At 40.9% G+C, this 21,093-nt stretch carries 15 protein-coding genes and 1 riboswitch; of the genes, 2 read left to right on the forward strand and 13 right to left on the reverse strand.

The genetic code is table 11. The features are described 5' to 3' along the window. Nucleotides 1-134: 134 nt before the first annotated feature. The 12 genes from BLP50_RS04755 to BLP50_RS04810 form a co-directional block, all read right to left on the reverse strand. The gene (locus BLP50_RS04755) at nucleotides 135-716 is read right to left on the reverse strand and encodes a sortase (RefSeq protein WP_090151834.1); all 582 of its coding nucleotides are present in this window, start codon (nucleotides 714-716) and stop codon (nucleotides 135-137) included. Beyond that, nucleotides 716-5,572, reverse strand: a complete 4,857-nt coding sequence (locus BLP50_RS04760) for a SpaA isopeptide-forming pilin-related protein (protein WP_090151837.1) — start codon at nucleotides 5,570-5,572, stop codon at nucleotides 716-718. The genes BLP50_RS04755 and BLP50_RS04760 overlap by 1 nt, the downstream gene beginning before the upstream one ends. Before the next feature lie 107 nt (nucleotides 5,573-5,679). Then, on the reverse strand, nucleotides 5,680-6,987 hold the full coding sequence (gene thiC / locus BLP50_RS04765; RefSeq protein WP_090151840.1) for a phosphomethylpyrimidine synthase ThiC: 1,308 nt from the start codon (nucleotides 6,985-6,987) through the stop codon (nucleotides 5,680-5,682). A 15-nt stretch (nucleotides 6,988-7,002) separates the two neighbouring features. Then, the gene (gene thiH, locus BLP50_RS04770; protein ID WP_090151843.1) at nucleotides 7,003-8,253 is read right to left on the reverse strand and encodes a 2-iminoacetate synthase ThiH; all 1,251 of its coding nucleotides are present in this window, start codon (nucleotides 8,251-8,253) and stop codon (nucleotides 7,003-7,005) included. Between the two features lie 9 nt (nucleotides 8,254-8,262). Beyond that, nucleotides 8,263-9,030: a thiazole synthase gene (locus BLP50_RS04775; RefSeq protein WP_090151846.1), complete on the reverse strand. Its 768-nt coding sequence runs from the start codon at nucleotides 9,028-9,030 to the stop codon at nucleotides 8,263-8,265. A gap of 47 nt (nucleotides 9,031-9,077) precedes the next feature. Then, nucleotides 9,078-9,713: a thiamine biosynthesis protein ThiF gene (thiF, locus tag BLP50_RS04780; protein ID WP_090151848.1), complete on the reverse strand. Its 636-nt coding sequence runs from the start codon at nucleotides 9,711-9,713 to the stop codon at nucleotides 9,078-9,080. Then, nucleotides 9,713-9,907 carry a sulfur carrier protein ThiS gene (gene thiS, locus BLP50_RS04785; protein ID WP_090151851.1) on the reverse strand — a complete coding sequence of 65 codons (195 nt, stop codon included), beginning with the start codon at nucleotides 9,905-9,907 and terminating at the stop codon, nucleotides 9,713-9,715. Before thiS ends, thiF begins: the two co-directional genes overlap by 1 nt. Next, the gene (gene thiD / locus BLP50_RS04790; RefSeq protein WP_090151854.1) at nucleotides 9,867-10,706 is read right to left on the reverse strand and encodes a bifunctional hydroxymethylpyrimidine kinase/phosphomethylpyrimidine kinase; all 840 of its coding nucleotides are present in this window, start codon (nucleotides 10,704-10,706) and stop codon (nucleotides 9,867-9,869) included. Before thiD ends, thiS begins: the two co-directional genes overlap by 41 nt. 12 nt (nucleotides 10,707-10,718) lie before the next feature. Next, nucleotides 10,719-11,351: a thiamine phosphate synthase gene (gene thiE, locus BLP50_RS04795; RefSeq protein ID WP_090151857.1), complete on the reverse strand. Its 633-nt coding sequence runs from the start codon at nucleotides 11,349-11,351 to the stop codon at nucleotides 10,719-10,721. Nucleotides 11,352-11,465: 114 nt separating this feature from the next. Continuing rightward, a riboswitch (TPP riboswitch) is annotated at nucleotides 11,466-11,570 on the reverse strand. An 18-nt stretch (nucleotides 11,571-11,588) separates the two neighbouring features. Further along, entirely contained in the window at nucleotides 11,589-12,845 is a 1,257-nt protein-coding gene (glyA, locus tag BLP50_RS04800; RefSeq protein WP_090151860.1) for a serine hydroxymethyltransferase, read from the reverse strand. Between the two features lie 67 nt (nucleotides 12,846-12,912). Continuing rightward, entirely contained in the window at nucleotides 12,913-15,549 is a 2,637-nt protein-coding gene (locus BLP50_RS04805; protein WP_090151863.1) for a sensor domain-containing phosphodiesterase, read from the reverse strand. Beyond that, nucleotides 15,528-16,592, reverse strand: coding sequence for a branched-chain amino acid aminotransferase (locus BLP50_RS04810; RefSeq protein WP_090151866.1), 1,065 nt, complete (start codon nucleotides 16,590-16,592; stop codon nucleotides 15,528-15,530). The genes BLP50_RS04805 and BLP50_RS04810 overlap by 22 nt, the downstream gene beginning before the upstream one ends. Nucleotides 16,593-16,813: 221 nt before the next feature. On the opposite strand from BLP50_RS04810, the gene BLP50_RS04815 reads away from it, so the two are divergent. Further along, nucleotides 16,814-18,721, forward strand: a complete 1,908-nt coding sequence (locus BLP50_RS04815; RefSeq protein ID WP_090151870.1) for an EAL domain-containing protein — start codon at nucleotides 16,814-16,816, stop codon at nucleotides 18,719-18,721. A gap of 15 nt (nucleotides 18,722-18,736) precedes the next feature. Beyond that, on the forward strand, nucleotides 18,737-19,261 hold the full coding sequence (locus BLP50_RS04820; protein WP_090151873.1) for a flavin reductase: 525 nt from the start codon (nucleotides 18,737-18,739) through the stop codon (nucleotides 19,259-19,261). A 98-nt stretch (nucleotides 19,262-19,359) separates the two neighbouring features. On the opposite strand, the gene BLP50_RS04825 is transcribed toward BLP50_RS04820, so the two are convergent. Then, nucleotides 19,360-21,045 carry a methyl-accepting chemotaxis protein gene (locus BLP50_RS04825; RefSeq protein ID WP_176753690.1) on the reverse strand — a complete coding sequence of 562 codons (1,686 nt, stop codon included), beginning with the start codon at nucleotides 21,043-21,045 and terminating at the stop codon, nucleotides 19,360-19,362. Nucleotides 21,046-21,093 lie beyond the last annotated feature (48 nt).

Genomic DNA, 21,093 nt, shown 5'->3' on the forward strand with positions numbered 1-21,093 from the left:
TCGCACTAAAAAAGTTCGTTACGCTCTCAAGCCTTGGATATTGCTTCGCTCAACTAACATGTTTCGCTGCGCAACACCAAGAGCTTGATAGCTACGAACTTTTTTTATGTAAACTTTACACCGTAACGAATTTCTCACTTCACCCTCTCAGCGATTATTACCAGCCTGTGGCTAGCCACATAAATTGGGGTGCATGTATAAAGTGTAAGTTGTTCACTTTCGCTTGGGTCAAGAACTGATAGGTCATCAGGCTCTACTGTTTTTATTTCTGTGACAGCATAGGTATAGGTATGAGTCGGCGTATCAACGTAAATCAAGTCATTAATCTGGACCTCGTCCAATCTGTTGAAAAACTTTCCGAAGGTATAGTTCCTATGGCCTGCAATTACACAGTTACCCTTTTGTCCTGGAACCACAGTGGACATATCGTGTCCCAGAGAATCAGACAAGATACTCTTTTCAAGACCCTGACGTACTGGGTTTTCAGATTCAATTGATGGAATGCGCAAAATGCAAAGCATTTCTCCCTCTGCTGGAACCTCAATATCCTCCTCTGAAAATCCCTCACCACTAGCTATATACTCTTTGAATTCTTTAATTGTTTTTTCCTTTGAAAAATATTGTCTTACATTTAGTCCAATGGAGCTAAGCAAAACGCCTAGCCCCACTGCAATCATAATAAGACCAATTAATTTCTTAATAAATCTCTTATTCATTATTTAACTCTTTTTTCTTTGCCACAGACAAGTAATATACCAACAGCAATAAGCCCTATCGCTGCAAGATAACCTACTAATGTACCAATGAATCCACCTGTCTTAGCAAGTCTATTTCCTACTCTTGGAGCGTTATCAAGTGCCACTATATTGTTCTCTTTTATAACAAGTCCATCATCTGTAACCTCAGGGCCTGCTGCACCGCTATAAGCGCTTCCAGAGCCGTTTGTAGAGCCTCCACTGCTACTGCTGCTTCCGCCGCCTGATGAACCAGAGCCACCGCTATTTCCACCTGAATTGCTTCCAGAATCAGAAGGCTCAGTGCTAGGTCCACCATTTTCAGGGTCAGTGTTTTCATTTTCATCAGTAGGTTCTTCAACCTTAGGAGGTTCAGGTGTAAGCTTAGGCTCAAGCTTCTTTGCCAGCTCCTCCATTGAAGATTCCGTAAATACGGTAGAATCAAGTGACTTAACCTTAAGGCTATCTGCTATATCACCCTCTGAATCCTTAGTTCCAACCACTTTTACAGTAATTGGATCAACAGGGTCATATCCTTCTACCTCTCCATCGGATTTCAAAAGATATTCATCCTGATAATTAATGTCGTAAACTGCCTCGCCAGTCTCCTCGTCGTAGCTAACTGGCTCAACCTCAACTAATTTACCCTCTATTGGATCAAATCTGTAAAGAGTAAACTTCATAGCCTTGAATAAATCAGGGCTCATTCCAAACATGTCTGGTGAAATGCTAAATGTAGTAGTCTCATCTGGATTGTAGTCATCCACCATTGTAAGCTTGGCATCTTCAGCATCAACAAAGTCGCCCTCATCCTCATCATAAACCTGAAGAGCATACTCATCGGTGACTCTAAATCTGATGCTCTCTGCCACCTCAAATCCTGCTGGAGCAGAAATCTCATAGAGATAATATTCTCCAATCGGAAGGGCAAATTCCTTAGCTGATCCATCAGAAACCCAGCTCTTAATGTAATCATCTTTTGCCGCATCTACAGTATCATGCTGGCTGATTATAAGAGTCGCACCTTCAAGCTCATTACCCTGACCTGCCGATACCTTGCTCACATCAAATGAGCATGTATCAAGAGCTGCATCTGTCATCACAATAGAATCAACTGCTGCCCATGTATTGTCAGGATTTCTCTTGTATAACACATTATCTACAACCTTAAATACAATATTGTCAGCTGTATTATATCCGAATGGAGTATCCTTTTCTGTCAATGTGTATTCAACATCGTAGCTTGCATCAAAACTGTGATTGCTATCATCACTCTTCCAGCTATCTACCTTTTTGGTGCTGCCATCACTCATCTTTCTGGAAATCTCAAGATTTCCTCCATCAAGCATGTCTCCATCCTGATTAACAAGTGAAACATCAACTGTCTTACTCTTCTTTTTATCTTCGAATGTAAGATTTACTGCATTCTCAGCTCCACCCTTTGCTGCAGTGGTAAATGTCTTAACCTCTGTAGAAATCTCATATCCTTCTGGAGCCTCGATTTCCTCAATAGTATAGGTGGTATTTGGCTTAAGCTTTCCAACACTTCTGGCTACGCCGTTTGCCTTTGTGACTATTTTTGCCACCAGATTGTCATCTAAATCCTTTACCGCAAATGTGGCACCTGGTAATGCAACTGCTATATCTTCTGAATCTACCTTTGTAACAAGAAGATATGTAGGTTTTACAGTCCAACCGCCGCCGAAGCTGCTATATGATAGATTAGAAACTGAATTATTTGTTCCTGAGCCTGAGTAGCCTACAAGCTGTACCTTGTTGCTGTAGTCTCCCCCTGATTTAATCTCAGTAGGAACAGCCACATAGGAAAGAACGTAAATATTTCTGTTGTCCTCTTCCTTTGGAAGGATAACCTCTAAGATAGTGCTATCCCCATCTGCTGACATCTCTACAGAATAGCCTGTCTCCTCTTCTCCAGTAGATGTAATCTCACCGGTACTTGGATCAATCTGTCCAAGATAAAGCTTAACCGATGTAGCATCAAGCTCAAGGCTAGTTCCAAGTGTATCCTTTACAATGAGGCTAGATGGAAGCGGCTGCTTATTTCCATTAAATGTAACTGTGTATGTAACTGCCTTTGAAGCAGTGTCAACTGCAGCTGATTTATCAATCACTGAGTTCTTCCAAGTATTTTTCTTGGTAACTACTACACCACCTGGATTGTCCTTGGTAGAAAGTGTAGCAGTGTTTGAAACAGAAACATTGCCACCATTTACAGCAGTGAAAAAGTCTCCATCATCAACCTTTGCCGTAAATATAATAGCCTCGATTGCATTATCACTTCCCACATCAGTTATGTCTTCCAAATCGACAGTCAGTACTCCGTCTAAGTAACTGTAATGTGGCTTAGATGATGTGTCAGTAGTAAGTGTAGTAGAATGAGCGCTGCTTGTGCCATATCCATGAACCAATGTCACATCACTGCTTAGGGACATTCCAAGTGAGCCAATATCATCTGTAACCACTACATCTGACATAGCCATCTTATTTCTATCTACAGTAAGAGTGTATGTAATCTCATGGGTCTCATAGTTGTAATCACTAGAAACCTTTTCAAACACTGTACTCTTATACTCACAGCTTGCATCATCCTTTATGTCCTGCTGCTGGTCTGAATCAAGCTCAACCTCGTTATAGTATGTCTTTTTCTCATTTCCTGCCCATATACTAGCCTGAGTCTCATCTAACTCAGTAACTACTGTAAATGTAGCCTGAGCCTGCTTAAGGCTATCGCCAAAATTAATCTCAATCTCCTTGCCATTTACAGTGTATTTATCCTGTAAATCAAGAGTAGATTTAGTACCATCTTTTGCCGTAATATCAGCATTGCTTATAGAGACAAACTTCTGTCCATCCTTTATATACTCTGTAACAAAAGAATTGGTAAGCCCCTGATAGTTTTTGTTAACTACAACCTTCCATGTAATCTGGTGAGTAGCAGGATTAAATGAAGTACAGCTCTTTTCAATGGCTGCCTTAGCTGTTACACCTTCACCCTTAACAGGTGTCTTATCTAGTGTAGGTCCTACAAGCCACTCCCAATCACCCACACCTGTCCTGTCATACTGATACTCTAAGAATGCATGGTTAGATGGCATCTTAGTGTGATTAGTACGAAGGAATGTGGTGTAGTCCTCTATCTGTGTCTTGTATTTGATTGTATATTTACGATCGCCAGAAATTGCATAGTCATCTGCAGATTTTCCAAATCGTACATACCATGAATATGCTTTCTTGCCCTTTTCAGATGTACCTGCATTCTTTTCCACCTTATATTCAGTTGATGGCAAAACCTCTCCTGTAACAGCATCTATTACCTGTACAGAATCTGGAACAAGTCCCATTGTAGTGGTGTCATCTGTCTCAATTACATCATAGACAGTCAGATACTTCATACCGTAGCCATTGGTGTTTACATTGATAGTCCAATCGGCTACACCCTCATCATCCAGCTTGCCACCTTCTTTTGTAAGCCAAGATGATAATCCGTCTTTGCTGACTGAATTGTCTACCTTTACCTCACCAAGAGGCTTACCAGATGGGTTGCCTGCATCAAATATTTTTACATCATTAGATGCATTTACACTAATTGAACTTTTATTTTGAGTAGAGCCTGCTGCAAGGAAATCCACATGAGTCTTGTAAGTAATAGTGGTAACACCACCAGCAGAATTATCTGTAAAATTATACTTAAGTGTTCTGCTTGCATCGTCATACTCTGGTGTGGCATCTACTCCCCCTACCTTGAAGCTGCCTGCCTTATATGACTGTCCCTTACCAAAAGTATCAACAAGCTGATATCCACTCTCATAAGTGACTGGATTGTCAGCATTAGTTACCTTAACTGTCCATGTTATATCATCATTCTCATCCAAAGTACCAGCCGTCTTTTCGATAGTCGGTTCCTTAGGCTGATTCTCTGCAATAGCGATTTTAACTGTCTGGCCTGATGTACCTGGAATCTCAAATGAGAAATCCTGAAGATTATCTACCTTGTCGCCGTCCAAACCAAAGCTGAGCCTGATAAATACACCGCCAATGTCCTCAGGGTCTTTTCCCTCGTAGTCTACCTTTAACTTGATAGTTCCGTCATCACCTGCTGTTGCGGTACCGAAATTCTTTCCATCTACAACAACCGGAATGGAACCAATTTTAGACAAATCAAAATACTCACTTTTGATTGATGGAAGTGAGTAGGTATTACCATTAACAATAAATGGCTGTCCCTCAACATAGTCTTCCTCTGCATAATTAATATAAAGAGGATCCTTTAATTGATATTCAAGGGTAAATGTTGAATTCTTAGATACCTCAATATCTCCGGAAATATCCTTTCCATCAATAGTGAATTTCGCACTTTTGATAAGTGCATTCTCGTCTGACTCATCAGCTGGCGCAGCTGTAGCCATAAGGCTAGTGCCAAGCATAGTCGATAAAGCCAAATCCGAATCTAGTAAATAATTATCCAAGTTGTCTAATACCAAATAATTATTTAACTCAATATTTTGTAAATCCTCTTGCCCTGAATTTGACAGACCATCCACCGCAGGATCAGTCTGTACATTTGGTTCTGCTGGCTGAACCACATCAGGATTTTGTGGATCCGTTGGATTCTCTGAATCAGCTGGATTGCCTCCATTTTCCTCTGTAGGTTCAACTACAGGTGGCTCTCCACCCTCCGCTGGTTCTGCTGAATTATCAGGAACTACTTCCTGTGTTACAGCAGGGTCTGGATCATCTGCAAGAGACACAAAATTAGGAGCGAGTGTAAAAAATAACACAAACGCCCCCATAACTCCCGCCAACAACTTCTTTTTCATGTCATCATCCTTCCTTATACTAGTACCCTAGAAGTTTTCTCCCCCGTTGGCGTAACTTCCGCCTCATACTTAAAACATAGCAGATTAATAAACAATAGTAAATATTTTTAACCTAAAATATCAATATATTCGCCAGCTAGCGCCTTATTCATACTTCTCACTGCGCAGAATTTGCCACACATTGAGCATGTGTCGTCAAACTCAGGAGCTCTATCCTCTCTAATTGCCTTTGCTGTCTCAGGGTCAATAGCGCAATCCCACTGCTTATCCCAGTCGAAACACTGTCTGGCATCTGCCATGGCATTGTCCTGATCAAGGGCATGTGGTATATGCTTTGCAATATCTGCAGCATGAGCAGCTATTTTGGATGCAATGATACCCTGCTTTACATCATCTACATTAGGAAGAGCAAGGTGCTCTGCTGGTGTTACATAGCATAGAAATGCTGCACCGTTTTGTGCTGCAATAGCACCACCGATTGCAGATGTAATGTGGTCATAGCCTGGTGCAATATCAGTAACAAGAGGTCCAAGTACATAAAATGGTGCTCCCATACAAATCTTCTGCTGAATCTTCATATTGGCTGCAATCTCATCCATAGGCATATGGCCTGGGCCCTCTACCATTACCTGTACATCCTTTTCCCATGCTCTCTTTGTAAGCTCACCAAGTCTCACAAGCTCCTCAATTTGGCACACATCGCTGGCATCTGCAAGACAGCCTGGACGACACGCATCACCGAGAGAAATGGTAACATCATATTCTCTACAGATATCAAGAATCTCATCATAGTACTCGTAGAATGGATTCTCCTCTCCTGTCATGCTCATCCATGCAAACACAAGTGAGCCACCACGAGATACAATATTCATCTTTCTTTTGTGTTTCTTAATCTGGTCGATTGTCTTTCTTGTAATTCCACAGTGGAGTGTTACAAAGTCAACTCCATCCTCAGCGTGAAGTCTTACCACATCAATAAAATCCTTGGCAGTAAGTGTAGCCAAATCTCTCTGATAGTGGATTACGCTGTCATAGATAGGAACTGTTCCAAGCATAGCTGGGCACTCTGCCACAAGTTTTTGTCTAAATGGCTGAGTATTGCCGTGGCTAGACAAATCCATAATAGCCTCTGCTCCCATATTTACAGCTGCCATTACCTTTTCCATTTCAATATTGTAATCCTTGCAATCTCTAGATACGCCCAGGTTTACATTAATTTTGGTGCGAAGCATGCTTCCCACACCCTCAGGGTTAATACACTTGTGATTCTTGTTGGCTGGAATCGCCACCTGTCCCTTAGCAACAAGGTCTCTAATCTCCTCTGGTGTGCGGTACTCCTTAAGGGCTACCTGCTTCATCTCTGGTGTGATAATGCCTTTTCTAGCAGCATCCATCTGTGTTGTATATTCTCTCATAATAAAAATTCTCCTTTATACATATAAATAATCGTTAAAAACCGGCTGTAATCCTTCATTTGACATATCTATATACATAGTGCCAAGGCTTCTGCCATCTGAGATTTCAAACTGTTCATCTCCTGTATCGCTTTCCTGCTCGCCACTATATTTTTCCTCATGGTCTCCAATTCCTGTAGAGACACCTGCTGAGATTTTGGTAGCAGCAATTTTTGCTATACCATTTCTAAACTCTGCTGTCTCTCTAGATGAAACTGTAATTCCGCAGAATGGTAGGAAAATGCGGTAGGCACATAGCACCTGACAAAGCTGTCGCTCACCCACATCAAGAGGATTGATTGTCTCGTTATTAATGATTGGGCGAAGTCTTGGGCATGACAGAGACATTTCCGCATGTGGATATTTTCTCTGCAAATAGTACACGTGAAGGGCAGATGCTAGTGCATCCTTTCTAAAATCAGAAAGTCCAAGCAGTGCTGAAAAGCCAACACCTCTCATACCTCCCATAAGAGCGCGCTCCTGAGAATCAAATCTATATGGCCACACTCTCTTATTGCCCATGAGATGTAGCTTCTCGTATTTGTCAGTGTCATAGGTCTCCTGGAAGACAGTCACATAATCCACTCCACATTCATGAAGGTATTTGTAATCCTCCACATTTACAGGGTAGATTTCGATGCCTACCATCTTGAAATATTTTCTAGCTATCTTGCAGGCTTCCCCAATGTATTTCACATCAGATTTTGCAGGGCTCTCTCCTGTTAAAATCAGGATTTCCTCCATGCCGCTTTCAGCTATTACCTTCATCTCATGCTCAATCTGCTCAGTATCAAGTCGCAGTCTTTTAATTTTGTTGTAGCAGTTAAAGCCGCAGTATACACAATAGTTTTCACAGTAATTAGCTATATAAAGTGGTGTAAAAAGATATACCGTATTTCCGAAGTGCTTTCCTGTCTCCTTCTGAGCACGCTCAGCCATCTGCTCAAGAAATGGCTCTGCTGCAGGAGAAAGTAGGGCCTTAAAATCCTCTATAGTACATCTCTCGCTAGTAAGAGCTCGTCTTACATCCTTTGCTGTATATTTGCTATAGTCATAGCTTTGAATCTGGGCCATTACCTTCGAGCATACGTCAGACTCAATCACATCCATCCCTGGCAAATATTTCATATGGTCTATACGACTGCTAGGGTCATTTTCCAGCTGATGTTTTCTCTTAAGTGCAGTCTCAGAAAGTAAATCTGAATCTACTAAAAAATTGTTTTCCATGACAGCCTCCTAATGTAAAAATCCTGTAAGTGGATCTGAGGCCTGTGCTCCTCTTGTTAACACACGTCCAAGACCTGCTAGATATGCTTTTCTTCCTGCCTCAATAGCTTGCTTAAATGCTGATGCCATCATTGTTAAATCTCCTGCTGTAGCAAGGGCTGTATTGGCCATAATTGCAGCCGCACCCATTTCCATGGCCTCACAGGCCTGTGATGGCTTGCCGATTCCAGCATCAACAATAATAGGAAGGTCGATTTCATCGATGAGAATCTGGATAAATTCCTTTGTTGCAAGTCCCTTGTTAGAGCCTATTGGTGAGGCAAGTGGCATGATTGTGGCTGCACCCACATTCTGCAGTTCTCTTGCCACATTCAAGTCTGGATACATATATGGCATAACCACAAAGCCCTCTTTTGCAAGAATCTCTGTAGCCTTTATTGTCTCGTAATTATCTGGAAGAAGGTATTTAGAATCCTTCATAATCTCAATCTTTACAAAATCACCACATCCAAGCTCTCTTGCAAGGCGGGCAATTCTAACAGCCTCCTTAGCATCTCTAGCTCCGCTAGTATTAGGAAGCAATGTGACATTCTTTGGAATGTAATCTAAAATATTTTCTTCTTCCTTTGTATTAGTACGTCTTACTGCAAGTGTAATAATCTCAGCTCCTGCATCCTTTATAGCAGCCTCAATAAGCTTCATTGAGTACTTTCCTGAGCCGAGAATAAATCTTGAATCAAATTCTTTACCGCCAATTACCAGTTTGTCCTGTTCCATTTTTTGTCCTTTCCCTTTTACAATCAATTACTATAAAATCCAACTAGTTATGGATTCTTTTCTCCTATTAAAAGCCTTATAATCATGTGAGCCTCATGGCCTGCACAGGCCATAACTCGAGATGATACAAGTCCTATTCCATCACTTACATCACTGACTCCATCTCCAGAAATATAAAAATGTGATGTGAGCTTTTTGGTGATAATGTCGTTGGCACTTTTAAATCCAGCCATACCTGAGGCAGATACCAAATATTTATCCTTAAAATTCGTAAATACGATATCTGCTAACATTGATTTACACTCTGGACTGTCAAATGCCTCACAGACTATGTCTGCATCCTTTATCAAATCAAGGCTATTACTCTCATCCATTTTCACCCTATGAGTCTGTACTGTAATATATGGATTAATCTCAAGAAGATTTTCTCTGAGGGCCTCTGTCTTTGCCATGCCTACCTGAGATATCTTGTACTGTTGCCTATGGAGATTAGTCACATCTACAAGGTCAAAATCTATAAGTATCAGCCGCCCAATTCCTACTCTAGCTAGACAGATAGCTACATTGGATCCAAGTCCTCCAAGGCCGCAAATAGCCACAGTAGCCTCATCAAATTTCCGCTGATTATCTGCGCCATGGCGCTCTACTAAGGCTTGATAAAACTCATCCTTACTGACCATCATCAGCCTCCTCCCACAAAGCTAACTACCTCCACTACGTCCCCATCATTTAAAATTGTCTCCTCATAGAATTTCTTTGAAACAATCTCTTCGTTGATTTCCACAGCAATAGTTCTAAAATCATATTTCATCTCAGTCAAAACCGAAGCTAGATTCTTACCTGCCGCTGCATAATCTTTCCCGTTTATTGCTACCATCTGCATCCCCCTTTTCTCTAATTAATCCCACCATGTGATTTAGTGGTCCACTGCCCTTTCCTAAATCAAGACCGTAGGAAATTGTTGATGTTATATATTCCTTGGCATTTTTCACTGATTCTTTTAAATCAAATCCAAGAGCCAAATTGCTTGCTATGGCTGATGACAAAGTACATCCAGTACCATGGGTATTTGGATTGTCAATTTTAGTTGTCTCATACCAGCTGACCTGCCCCTTGTCAAAAAGCACGTCGCAGGCATCCTCAAAGGAATGCCCTCCCTTTATTAGCACACTGCAGCCGTATTCTTTTGATAAGGCCTTAGCAGCTTCTTCCATCTGATTTTTGTTTGCGATAGTCTTTCCAAGAAGTGCCTCTGCCTCCGGAATATTTGGAGTAATCACTGTGCTAATTGGAAATAATAAATTTGCCATAACAGAGGCTGTAGAATCCTTCATAAGTTTGCTACCTGATGTAGCTACCATAACTGGGTCCACTACCAGATTTCTCACCTTGTATTCCCTAAGCTTTTTAGCTACAACCTCCACCTGGGCACTAGATGGAAGCATGCCGATTTTCACAGCATCCGCAGGAATATCAGATAAACATGCATCAATTTGCTGCTCCAGAAATTCTGGTGTGGATTCCTGTATAGCAGTTACCCCAGTTGTATTTTGTGCTGTAAGTGCTGTAATAGCAGTCATTCCAAAAACACCGTGGACCGTCATAGTCTTAAGGTCCGCCTGAATACCAGCTCCACCACTGCTGTCGCTGCCAGCGATTGATAGTACCGCCTTCATTTCATCCCCTCCTTATTTGTTCAGCTCCAAAAAGCTTTTCTTTAGCTCCTCTGCCGCCTTCTTTGGCGAGTCAGCCTTCATAATTGCAGACACTGCACACACTCCGTCTATATCAATCCCCTTTAATACATGAAGATTTGTAGGATTCAATCCACCTATGGCATTTACCTTAATAGGTACTGCCTTGCAAATATCAGCAAGAGTGTCTGTTGAAGTGAGCACTGTTTTTACCTTTGTAGTTGTAGGATAGATTGCTCCTACACCTAAATAATCAGCTCCATCCTCATATGCTGCTACCGCCACTGGAACTTTTTTCGCTGTTGCCCCAAGTATCTTATTTGGACCAATTATTTTTCTAGCAAGGGCCACCGGCATATCCTCTGCCCCTACGTGGACACCCTCAGCATCTGCTGCAAGCATTACGTCCACACGGTCATCTATAATAAGTGGCACATTGTACTTTTTCGAAATCTCATGTACCGCCTGAGCCAGTTCAATGTACTCTCTTGTAGTGCGATTTTTCTCTCGCAATTGCATGAGAGTAACACCACCTTTTAGTGCCTCCTCTACCCTAAATAAAAATTCATCCTTTTCATAATTACTGCTGTCAGTAATGAAATAAAGAGTACTGTCAAAATCCATCATTATCCTCCTTTTACATCAGGATGCCTGTACTAACCATAATCGTTACAACAAAAAAGGAGCACCCAAATTGGATGCTCCATAGTTATCATTTCGTATTTACGAATCACATATTCCGACATGAAAAATCGGCATCCCTACGTTGGCATTATCCAAATCAGGTTCTCGGTCGAAGGTCACACCTTCCTCTCAGCCTGTATACAAGCTCCCGTAAATATTTAATTAACAAACAAATATATTCTAGCAGAATCCCTCAGCACCTGGTAGTGGATATTTGTCTGTAAGAGTCTTAATAATTGCTCTAGCCTTCTCAACTCCTGCTTCCTGCTCCTTGATAACGATTGAGATTGCCTCTGCAACCTGATCGAAATCAGCTTCCTTGAGGCCACGAGTTGTAGCAGCTGGTGTACCAAGACGGATACCAGATGTAACAAATGGTGACTTAGGATCGTTAGGAATTGTATTTTTATTAGCTGTGATATGAGCATCATCAAGAAGCTTCTCAACGACCTTGCCTGTAAGCTCAAATGGAGTCAAGTCAATAAGCATAAGGTGATTGTCTGTACCACCAGATACGATCTTGATTCCTCTGTCCTGAAGGCCCTTGCAAAGTGCCTGAGCATTCTTAACAATCTGCTGTCCGTATTCCTTGAATGAAGGATCAAGAGCCTCCTTGAAGCAGATAGCCTTGCCAGCTATAACATGCATAAGAGGACCACCCTGAATACCAGGGAAAACAGCCTTGTTAAAGTTGTATTTCTCATTAGCCTCTGCTGTTGCCATAATCATACCACCACGTGGACCACGAAGTGTCTTGTGAGTAGTTGTAGTAACAATATCAGCATAAGGAACTGGGCTCTCATGTACACCTGCAGCAACAAGTCCTGCAATATGTGCCATATCAACAAAAAGCACTGCATCAACCTTATCACAGATTTCTCTAAAGCGCTTGAAGTCAATCTTGCGGCAGTATGCTGAAGCACCAGCAATAATCATCTTTGGCTTGCACTCTAAAGCAATACGCTCTACCTCATCATAGTCAATAAATCCATCGTCATTTACTCCATAAGGAACGATGTTGAAGTATACTCCAGAGAAGTTAGCTGGTGAACCATGAGTAAGGTGTCCGCCGTGATCAAGGTTCATTCCCATAACTGTGTCGCCTGGCTTAAGTACTGCAAACTGTACTGCCATGTTAGCCTGAGCTCCTGAGTGTGGCTGAACATTAACATACTCGCAACCGAAAAGCTCCTTAGCTCTTTCTCTTGCAAGCTCCTCTACTACGTCAACCTCCTGGCATCCGCCATAATAACGCTTTCCTGGATAACCCTCTGCATATTTGTTAGTAAGGACTGAGCCCATAGCAGACATAACCGCTGGTGATACCCAGTTCTCAGAAGCAATAAGCTCGATGTGCTGTGACTGTCTGTTAAACTCCTTAACAATAGCCTCTGCAACTTCTGCATCAGTGTTTTTGATGTCGTTTAATGTGTACATTACTTTCCCTTTCCTAATTTCTTTCCATTATTAGTATCTATGACAAAACCTGTAAACAGGGTTTGACCTATAAGTATTTCTTTTCAAAATCCTCTTTTGTAAGTGGCTTATCAAAGAAAAATCCCTGAGCAAGATTGACTGAGAATTTACCAATCATATCAACCTGCTTATCAAACTCAACTCCCTCTACGCATACATCTACATCAAGAGAATCTGCCAATTCAGAAATTGTCTTAACGAATACTTCTGAAAAATGGTCAGAATTCATATCGGAAACAAATGCTCTGTCTATTTTAATTGTGTCCAGTGGCATGGTCCTGATGTAATTAAGTGATGAATAACCAGTACCAAAATCATCAAGTGCAACTCTGCATCCCTTGGCTCTGATTGCATCTAAAAGCTTAATCATCCTCTCCATGTCATTAATGGCAAGTGACTCTGTAACCTCAAGTGTAAGATTCTGTGGGTCAATAGCTGTCTGCTTAAGTACCATATCAAGCTTATCAAGGAAATCTGACTGAGTAAGCTGTACTACGGATAGATTAACATTGACCTTGTATTCTGGATGACCAAAGTCATTCCAGTGCTTGCAGCTCTTGGCAGCCTCTAAAAGTACGTGCTGACCAATTGAATTGATCAACTTAAGCTGCTCCGCCTGAGAGATAAACTGATCTGGAAGAACCAGTCCGTACTCTGGAGAATTCCATCTCACTAGAGCCTCAGCTCCGCAACATGTAGGAATTCCATTAACAAATTCCATAATAGGCTGATAGTAAACCTCAAATTCCTTGCAGTCATCCTCAACAGCCTTGCGCATAGCCTGCTCCATCTTAACCTTTTCAGCTACAACTGCATCTGAATTAGCATCATAGAACTCAAATCTGTTCTTACCCTTATTCTTGGCACCGTGAAGTGCAATATTAAGTCGAGTAAGAATAGCTGAGGAATCAGTCACATCCGATGGGCCCTTAACACAACCCATGCTGACTGTACAGTAATATTCCTGACCATTTAAAATCCATGGATTAGCGAAGAGATTCATAATTCTCTTGATAACCATATCAAGATTGTCAATATTAGCATGGTCTACAATTACTGCGAACTCGTCGCCACCAACTCGGTAGCATTTATTTTTAATGTAGGAAATGTCATTGATGCTGTGAGCAATATACTCAAGCAAATCATCTCCCACCTGATAGCCAAGTCCCTCATTGACACTAGCGAAATCATCTAGGTCAAGCATAAGAACTGCAAATTCCTTGCCAAGCTTTGTAGCCACATGGAACTCCATGGCAATATCCTTTTCACATGCCTGACGATTGTAAAGGCCTGTGAGGATATCTTCCTGTGCCTGCTTTTCCACCTTTTTCTGATAGATACGAAGGTCGGTGGTGTCATAGAATGTAAGAAGTCTAACCTGACGTCCATCTACCCACTCTATGCTAGCAATAGAAATATCAAACCACTTTCCTGAACCATTAGCTGAATAACCATTAATCTCAGAAAGTGTATAGCGCTTATCAAAGATAATCTCCTCGATAGCAAGTCTATCAACTTCGTTGCTGAACATCCTTATGAATGTATCATTATTGTATAAGAATTCTCTGGTAGCCAAATCGGCTACAACTACACCATAACCTGCATTCTGGAGAATAGCCTCCAAAGCAGAATATGAACTAGCCAAAGAATTGGTAGTTATCTTTTTAACTAAAACTGTACCGATGATTCTCTTGGTGTCATTGGCGAAGCGCAAATCCTCAACGCTCCACTTGCGCTCCTGTCCCCTAGAAATAAAGCAAAGGTACATCTCTGCAGAATCATTAACATTGATAGGCAAGAAAATCGCTGCCTTGATTCCATATTTAATAAAGAAAACTTCAAAAAGCTCTGGTAATACTGCATCAGATGAAATGGTGTATGGCTTGCCATTCATAAATGGCAGGCTAAGAATTGGAACCTTTTGGAAAATAGGCTGCAAAGGCTCTGCCCCATCTGCACACCATTCGCAAATCATGTCTGCATTAATACCATCTGAATTAATCTGTAAAATAGCTGTGTTGGTGCAGTTAACATAGTGGCCAGCCTCAACAAGAATGTCTGATGCCACTTCAAAGAAAGAATTGTCTGATTCCATAAGCCTTAAGATATCAGTCATAATTTCATTTTTCTTAAGGCGAGACTCTATCTCTGTCTCTGCTTGCCTCTCATCGGAAAGCTTCACCTGCAGAGCGTGATTCTTGATCTTCTCTGCGAAATAATGCTTAGTAAGAGTCTCAATCAAAGCAATGGATTTATCAAAATCCTCTGTTGTGGTAGTCCTCATCTCAGAAGGAAGTATCTCTGTATCAGGAAGTCTGTCTCTTGCAATACCAAAGCATAACCAGACGCCCTGGCACTTGCCCTCTAGTCCTCTGATAGCAACTCCTCTGTATAATAAATAATCCTCTGTGCCGTAACGCTCCACAACATTTTCTACGTTACCATCCACAAAGGAATCTAGTATCTCCCTGCGCAACTCGCTAGAGAAATTACGGTCAACAAATTCCTCCTCTGGCTTAGTGCCAGAGAAGGAAGTGATTTGGCCTTGAGTTTTACCAACGCACATCACATAAATGTCATTGGCCTTGCAAAATGAGTCCTGCAAAGACTGCATAGCCTCATTATTGATTTCTAATTCTAAGTCTACTCTATAACCCTCGTCCATCCATACTTATCCTCGAGTCTTCCCCACTGGATACCTGTAAGAGTATCGTAAAGCTTCTGGGTAAGCTCGCCAGTTTTACCTCCATTTATTACAACAACATCATCCTTAAAACGGAGTTCACCGACTGGAGAGATAACTGCTGCTGTTCCTGTACCGAAGACCTCTTCAAGCTTGCCATCATGGCCTGCCTTCATAAGATCATCAATTGCAAGACGCTCCTCACGAACTGTATAGCCCCAATCACGGAGAAGGTGAATCATTGAGTCTCTTGTAACACCTGGAAGAACTGTACCTACTGTAGGTGCTGTCCAGATCTCACCGTCGATCTTGAACATGATGTTCATAGTACCAACTTCCTCAACGTACTTTCTCTCGTTACCATCAAGCCACAATACCTGTGAATAGCCAAGCTTCTCAGCCTTAACCTGACCTGCGATAGAACCTGCATAGTTACCACCACATTTAGTAAAGCCAGTACCACCTGCAACTGCTCGTACCAATTCATTTTCTACTAAAATCTTTACTGGGTCAAGTCCTGTTGCATAATATGCTCCAACTGGACAACAAAGTATCATAAACTTGTAAGATTTTGCCATATGAACGCCAAGAGCAGCCTCTGTTGCGAACATGAATGGTCTAATATAAAGTGATGTATCTTTCTCGGATGGCACCCATGCCTCCTCAGTCTTAACAAGAGCTGAAACTGCCTGTACAAAGTCCTCCACAGGGAAACCTGGCATGCAAAGTCTCTCGTTAGAATTAATCATTCTCTTTGCATTCATCTCTGGTCTGAAAAGCTGAATCTTTCCATCTTCTCTGCGGTATGCTTTGAGGCCCTCAAATGTCTCCTGGGCATAATGAAGGGTCATGCATGCTGGGTCCATTTCGATTGGTCCCTCTGGGACGATTCTGGCATCATGCCAACCAATCTCTCTATCCCAATCACAAACAAACATGTAATCAGTCATGTACTTTCCAAAACCAAGGTTCTTCCAATCTGGCTTTTCCTTTAATTTTTCGCGTTTTTCAAATCTGATTTCCATAGTAGCCTCCGAACATCTCATAAACATTTTGTTAATAATCTTTTTCATTATCCATCTTTTCAGCCCTCACGTCAACACTTTAGTGTGCTAAATTATTAACGAATGGAAACCGGATTTTTGTGTCCTCTTTGGTAATATTTTGTGAACTCTTTCTATTGAATATACTATAAAGATTTTTAAATGGTATAATTCAGATAACTACACGAAATGAAGGCGATATTATGAATATTTACACTCAATTATGCGGATTGGCCATAATGGCCACTATCCTCTTTTTTTATAGACGCCAGCCCACCATGGGCCTTAGTTCCGAGCGTCATTTCCGGACAACTATATATTCAATTTTAGGATGTGTCCTTTTAGATATTGCATCCTGCTATTTTATTGTACATTCAAATCGATTCAGCGATACATTGGTGTATTTAATATGTAAGCTCTATCTTCTATCATTACAGGTAGTTTCATTTAGCGTCCTCTTTTACACCACTGCTGATGTATTTGAATACTATGGAAGCAAGCACGAGAAAATGCTGGGCACTCTCTATCAGGTAGTGTGTGTAATTGGAATGATTATCACCATGTATCTTCCTATCCAAATCTACTACGACGGAGTCAAGCTCTATTCCTATGGCCCAGCTACCATCGCCACCTATATATTTGTATCTTTTTATATTTTTACAACTGGCATTTCCACAGTAGTACTAAGACATCATATCAAGCAAAAAAAGAGCAACATGCTTTTAATTTGGATGGCCATCTGGAGCGTTTCTGCTATTATCCAGTTTCTGGATCCAAAAGTTCTTATTGTAAGCTACGCCAGCTGTATAGGCGCACTTATAATGTATTTTGAGTTGGAGAATCCCCAGAGCTCTCTTTCTAGACGTACCGGACACTTTAGCTCAGCTGTTATTAGAGATTATTTTGATTACCTTTATCAATCCAGAAAAAGCTTTTCTGTTATGATGATTTCCTTTAGAACGGTGGCAGATTCAGCCAATGAAAACAAGTTGCTTCGCACCACTATTTCAAAGCTTTCAGAGTTTTTGTTTACAGTGGATACAGCAAAAATTTTCGATACTGCAGAGGGATACTTCGTATTAGTTTTTGAAAATATGGATTTTGTTGAGAGCACCAAATTTAGAATCAACACATATTTTCAATCTATACAGGACAACCCTGATGTCAGCAATGCCATCACACTTTTGAGTCCTTTTTATACCATTGTTCCAGACTCAAATATCTCAAGCAATGCTGATGAACTGATACTTCTTCTCACCGGCTTTATTCCAAACGATAGGAACAAGCTTACTGGAAACGAAGTCATTGTAAATGATGAAATCATGGCAACCGTAAGGCATAGCAAGGCTGTTGAAAAAATGGTTGTGGAAGCCATGGAAAATGATCGAATAGAGGTTCATTACCAACCTATTTTCGATATAGCCAAAAACAAATATACAACAGCAGAAGCATTGGTTCGTATCCGGCTAGGGGACGACTCCTTAATTTATCCTGACGAGTTCATTCCTATTGTGGAAGCATCAGGTAGAATCATTCCTCTTTCAGATACAATCTACAGAAAGGCTCTCTCATTTTTAAAATCCTATCACATAGATAGACTTGGCGTAGAACATGTAGAGCTTAACCTTTCAGTGAAACAGGGGGAAAATCCTCTTTTCGTCAACAGATTTTTAGAAATGCTTAAAGAATACAACATTTCAGCGGAATTCATTAATTTAGAAATAACAGAGACCAACTCCATCCACAGTCAGGAGAATCTCTTTGCAAATATGAAAAAGCTTGAGGAAGAAGGTTTATCATTTTCTCTTGATGATTTTGGCTCCGGCTCTTCTAATCTTAACTACATCATCGATATGCCAGTTGTCATTGTTAAGCTTGATAAACACCTAACCGACGAATATTTCATTAATCCAAAGGCAAAAGCCATTGTCAAAACAGTTATAGAAATGGCCCATTCAATGGGCATTAAAATCATAGCCGAAGGAATTGAGACTTCAGATTCCCTTGAAGAAATGAAAACACTTGGTGTTGATTACATCCAGGGATTCTATTTCTCAAGACCACTTCCTGAGCATGAATTTTTAAAATTCATTCAACAGCACAATCTATAGAAAAGGAGAGATTATATGCACACATTTCAACCTTATCCAATCGATATGCTAGAGTGGAACCCTATCAAGAAACTGGCCGAAGAAGGTATAGCTATTGTTGCAGAAGCAAACGGCAAAGTAAACGCAACCTCTTCTCACAATGGAGGGGTAGGTCACATATGGGGTAAAAATGTTGTCTACGCATTCTTGCGCAACACCCGCTACACCAAGCAACTTATAGATGACAGTGAATATTTCTCTGCCTGCTTCTTTGATATGTCCGAAAAAAACAACGTTCAGCTTATGAAAGTTTTAGACCAGCTTAGCGGTCGAAATGAAGACAAGCTAGCCCAGTGTAAGGTAGAAATTGAGCACGCCATGAACGCTCCATATATTGACGGCGCCAACTTCATCATCCTTTGCAGAAAGATTGCCGCTGTGCCAATGACGGAAAACACTATCGTTGATCCAAAGATTCTAGACGAGCAATATACTGAAAGGCACATGGATGATTTCCACACCATGTATATTGGAGAAATCCTTGATATCAGAGCAAGGTAAACATTTTATTAAGCTACAATAAAAGCGCCAGAGAAATTAATCTCTAGCGCTTTTATTTATACCCTTTGAACCTACTTCTTATTAGTTAAGCCCAGGCATTAGCCTTGTGCTAATAACTGCTCCTGATATTGGAAAAATGCCATCTCATTATCAAGTACCTTAGCGATTTCATTAAGTCCATTAGCCTTGTTAGAAAGCACATCCATCGTATCTGATAATTCTTGCATAGAAGCTCTTGTCTCCTCGGAGCTTGCAGCATTTTCCTGAGAAATAGATGAAAGATTTGTAATTGTATCAGAGATAACCTGACTTGCTTTTTCTGATTTATCTACATTCTCTACAATCTCTCTTGTTAATCTAATTGAATCATTGATATTTCCAATGAGTGCATCTACCTGCTCAATAGTCCTATGGATTGTAGAACGCTGGTTGCTAATTGTCTCCTGAACATTGCCAGCCTCTTCCATTGTCTTTGTGGAATCGGATGCCAGTCCCTTCATAGCCTCTTGAATATTTCCAGCAGCCTCTGCAGACTGGTCTGCAAGCTGTCTTATCTCATCTGCAACAACAGCAAATCCCTTGCCAGCCTCACCCGCTCTTGCCGCCTCAATGCTGGCATTTAATGAAAGCAGATTAGTCTGAGCTGCAATTGCATCAATTATTTTAACAGCTTCACTGATAGTAGTAACCGCTGAGTTAGTATTTCCAATCAGCTCAACTATACCATCAATAGCTGTAATACTTTCTCTTGTGGATGCCCTAAGCTCTGACAGCTTGTCCTGACTCGCCTTAGAATTTTCCTGCATAGAATCTGCAAGCCCCTGCATCTGCTTAGTATTGTCAGTAATAAGCTCTATAGCTGTATTAATATCATTTACACTCTCCACAGCAGACTGCAAAGACTCAGCCTGGCTTGAAGCTCCTGTTGCAACCTGTGCAACTGCAGTTGTTACATTGTCCGCTGTTTCACTGATACTTTGTACCGTTGTGTATAAGTACTCTGCAGAATTATCCACTTCATCTGAGGACACCCTTGCATTTCCGATTACGCTTCTTATTTTGCCCGCCATATCAGATAGGGCCGATGACATTTCTCCCAGTTCATCCTTACGGTTTTTAACCTTATCCGTTAGTTTGATAGCCAAATCTCCTGTAGCCATCTGGCGAACTGCCTTAACATTTTCATCTATGGCTTTAACTATCTGCATTACATATATCATCATCAAAATAGTAAATGCAATGATAATCCCTCCAGCCAAAGTAATCATCCATTTTATTCTATCATTTATATAATTTGAGATAAGAATCTTTGGCTGGCCTACAAAAGCCATACCATAAACCTCACCTGTATTTTCATCTATCAAAGGTTCATAGGCCACGTAGAATTTTTCACCATTAATAACTACATTAGACGCTGAATAACTCTGCTTATTCTTTAATACAGCCTCGATAACTGCGTATGAAGCCTTTGTTCCTACTACTCCATCAATACTAGAACGTTCTCTAGTATCTCCTACAAAATATGTATAATCATAACCTGTCTGACTATACATATTCTCTTCTAGTGTGCTAGTTTCTGATGCATCATCGTCTCTTGTGTACTGCAATACCATTGCATAAGATTTACAAGCTGCAGCCACACCTGTTTCAACCTCGTCCTCCATACCACGCCTTAGGTTAATAACACCAACAAGTGTTGCAGCAAAACCAACTAGTAATAATGCTAGTATAACCAAACCGATCAACATGACTTTAAGGGACATCGCTTTGCTTTTCTTTTCCATGAAAAACCCTCCGTTAATCATCTCCCTTCGATTGATCGAACAATATAC

Source organism: Pseudobutyrivibrio sp. AR14, from assembly GCF_900101325.1.
Classification (GTDB): domain Bacteria; phylum Bacillota; class Clostridia; order Lachnospirales; family Lachnospiraceae; genus Pseudobutyrivibrio.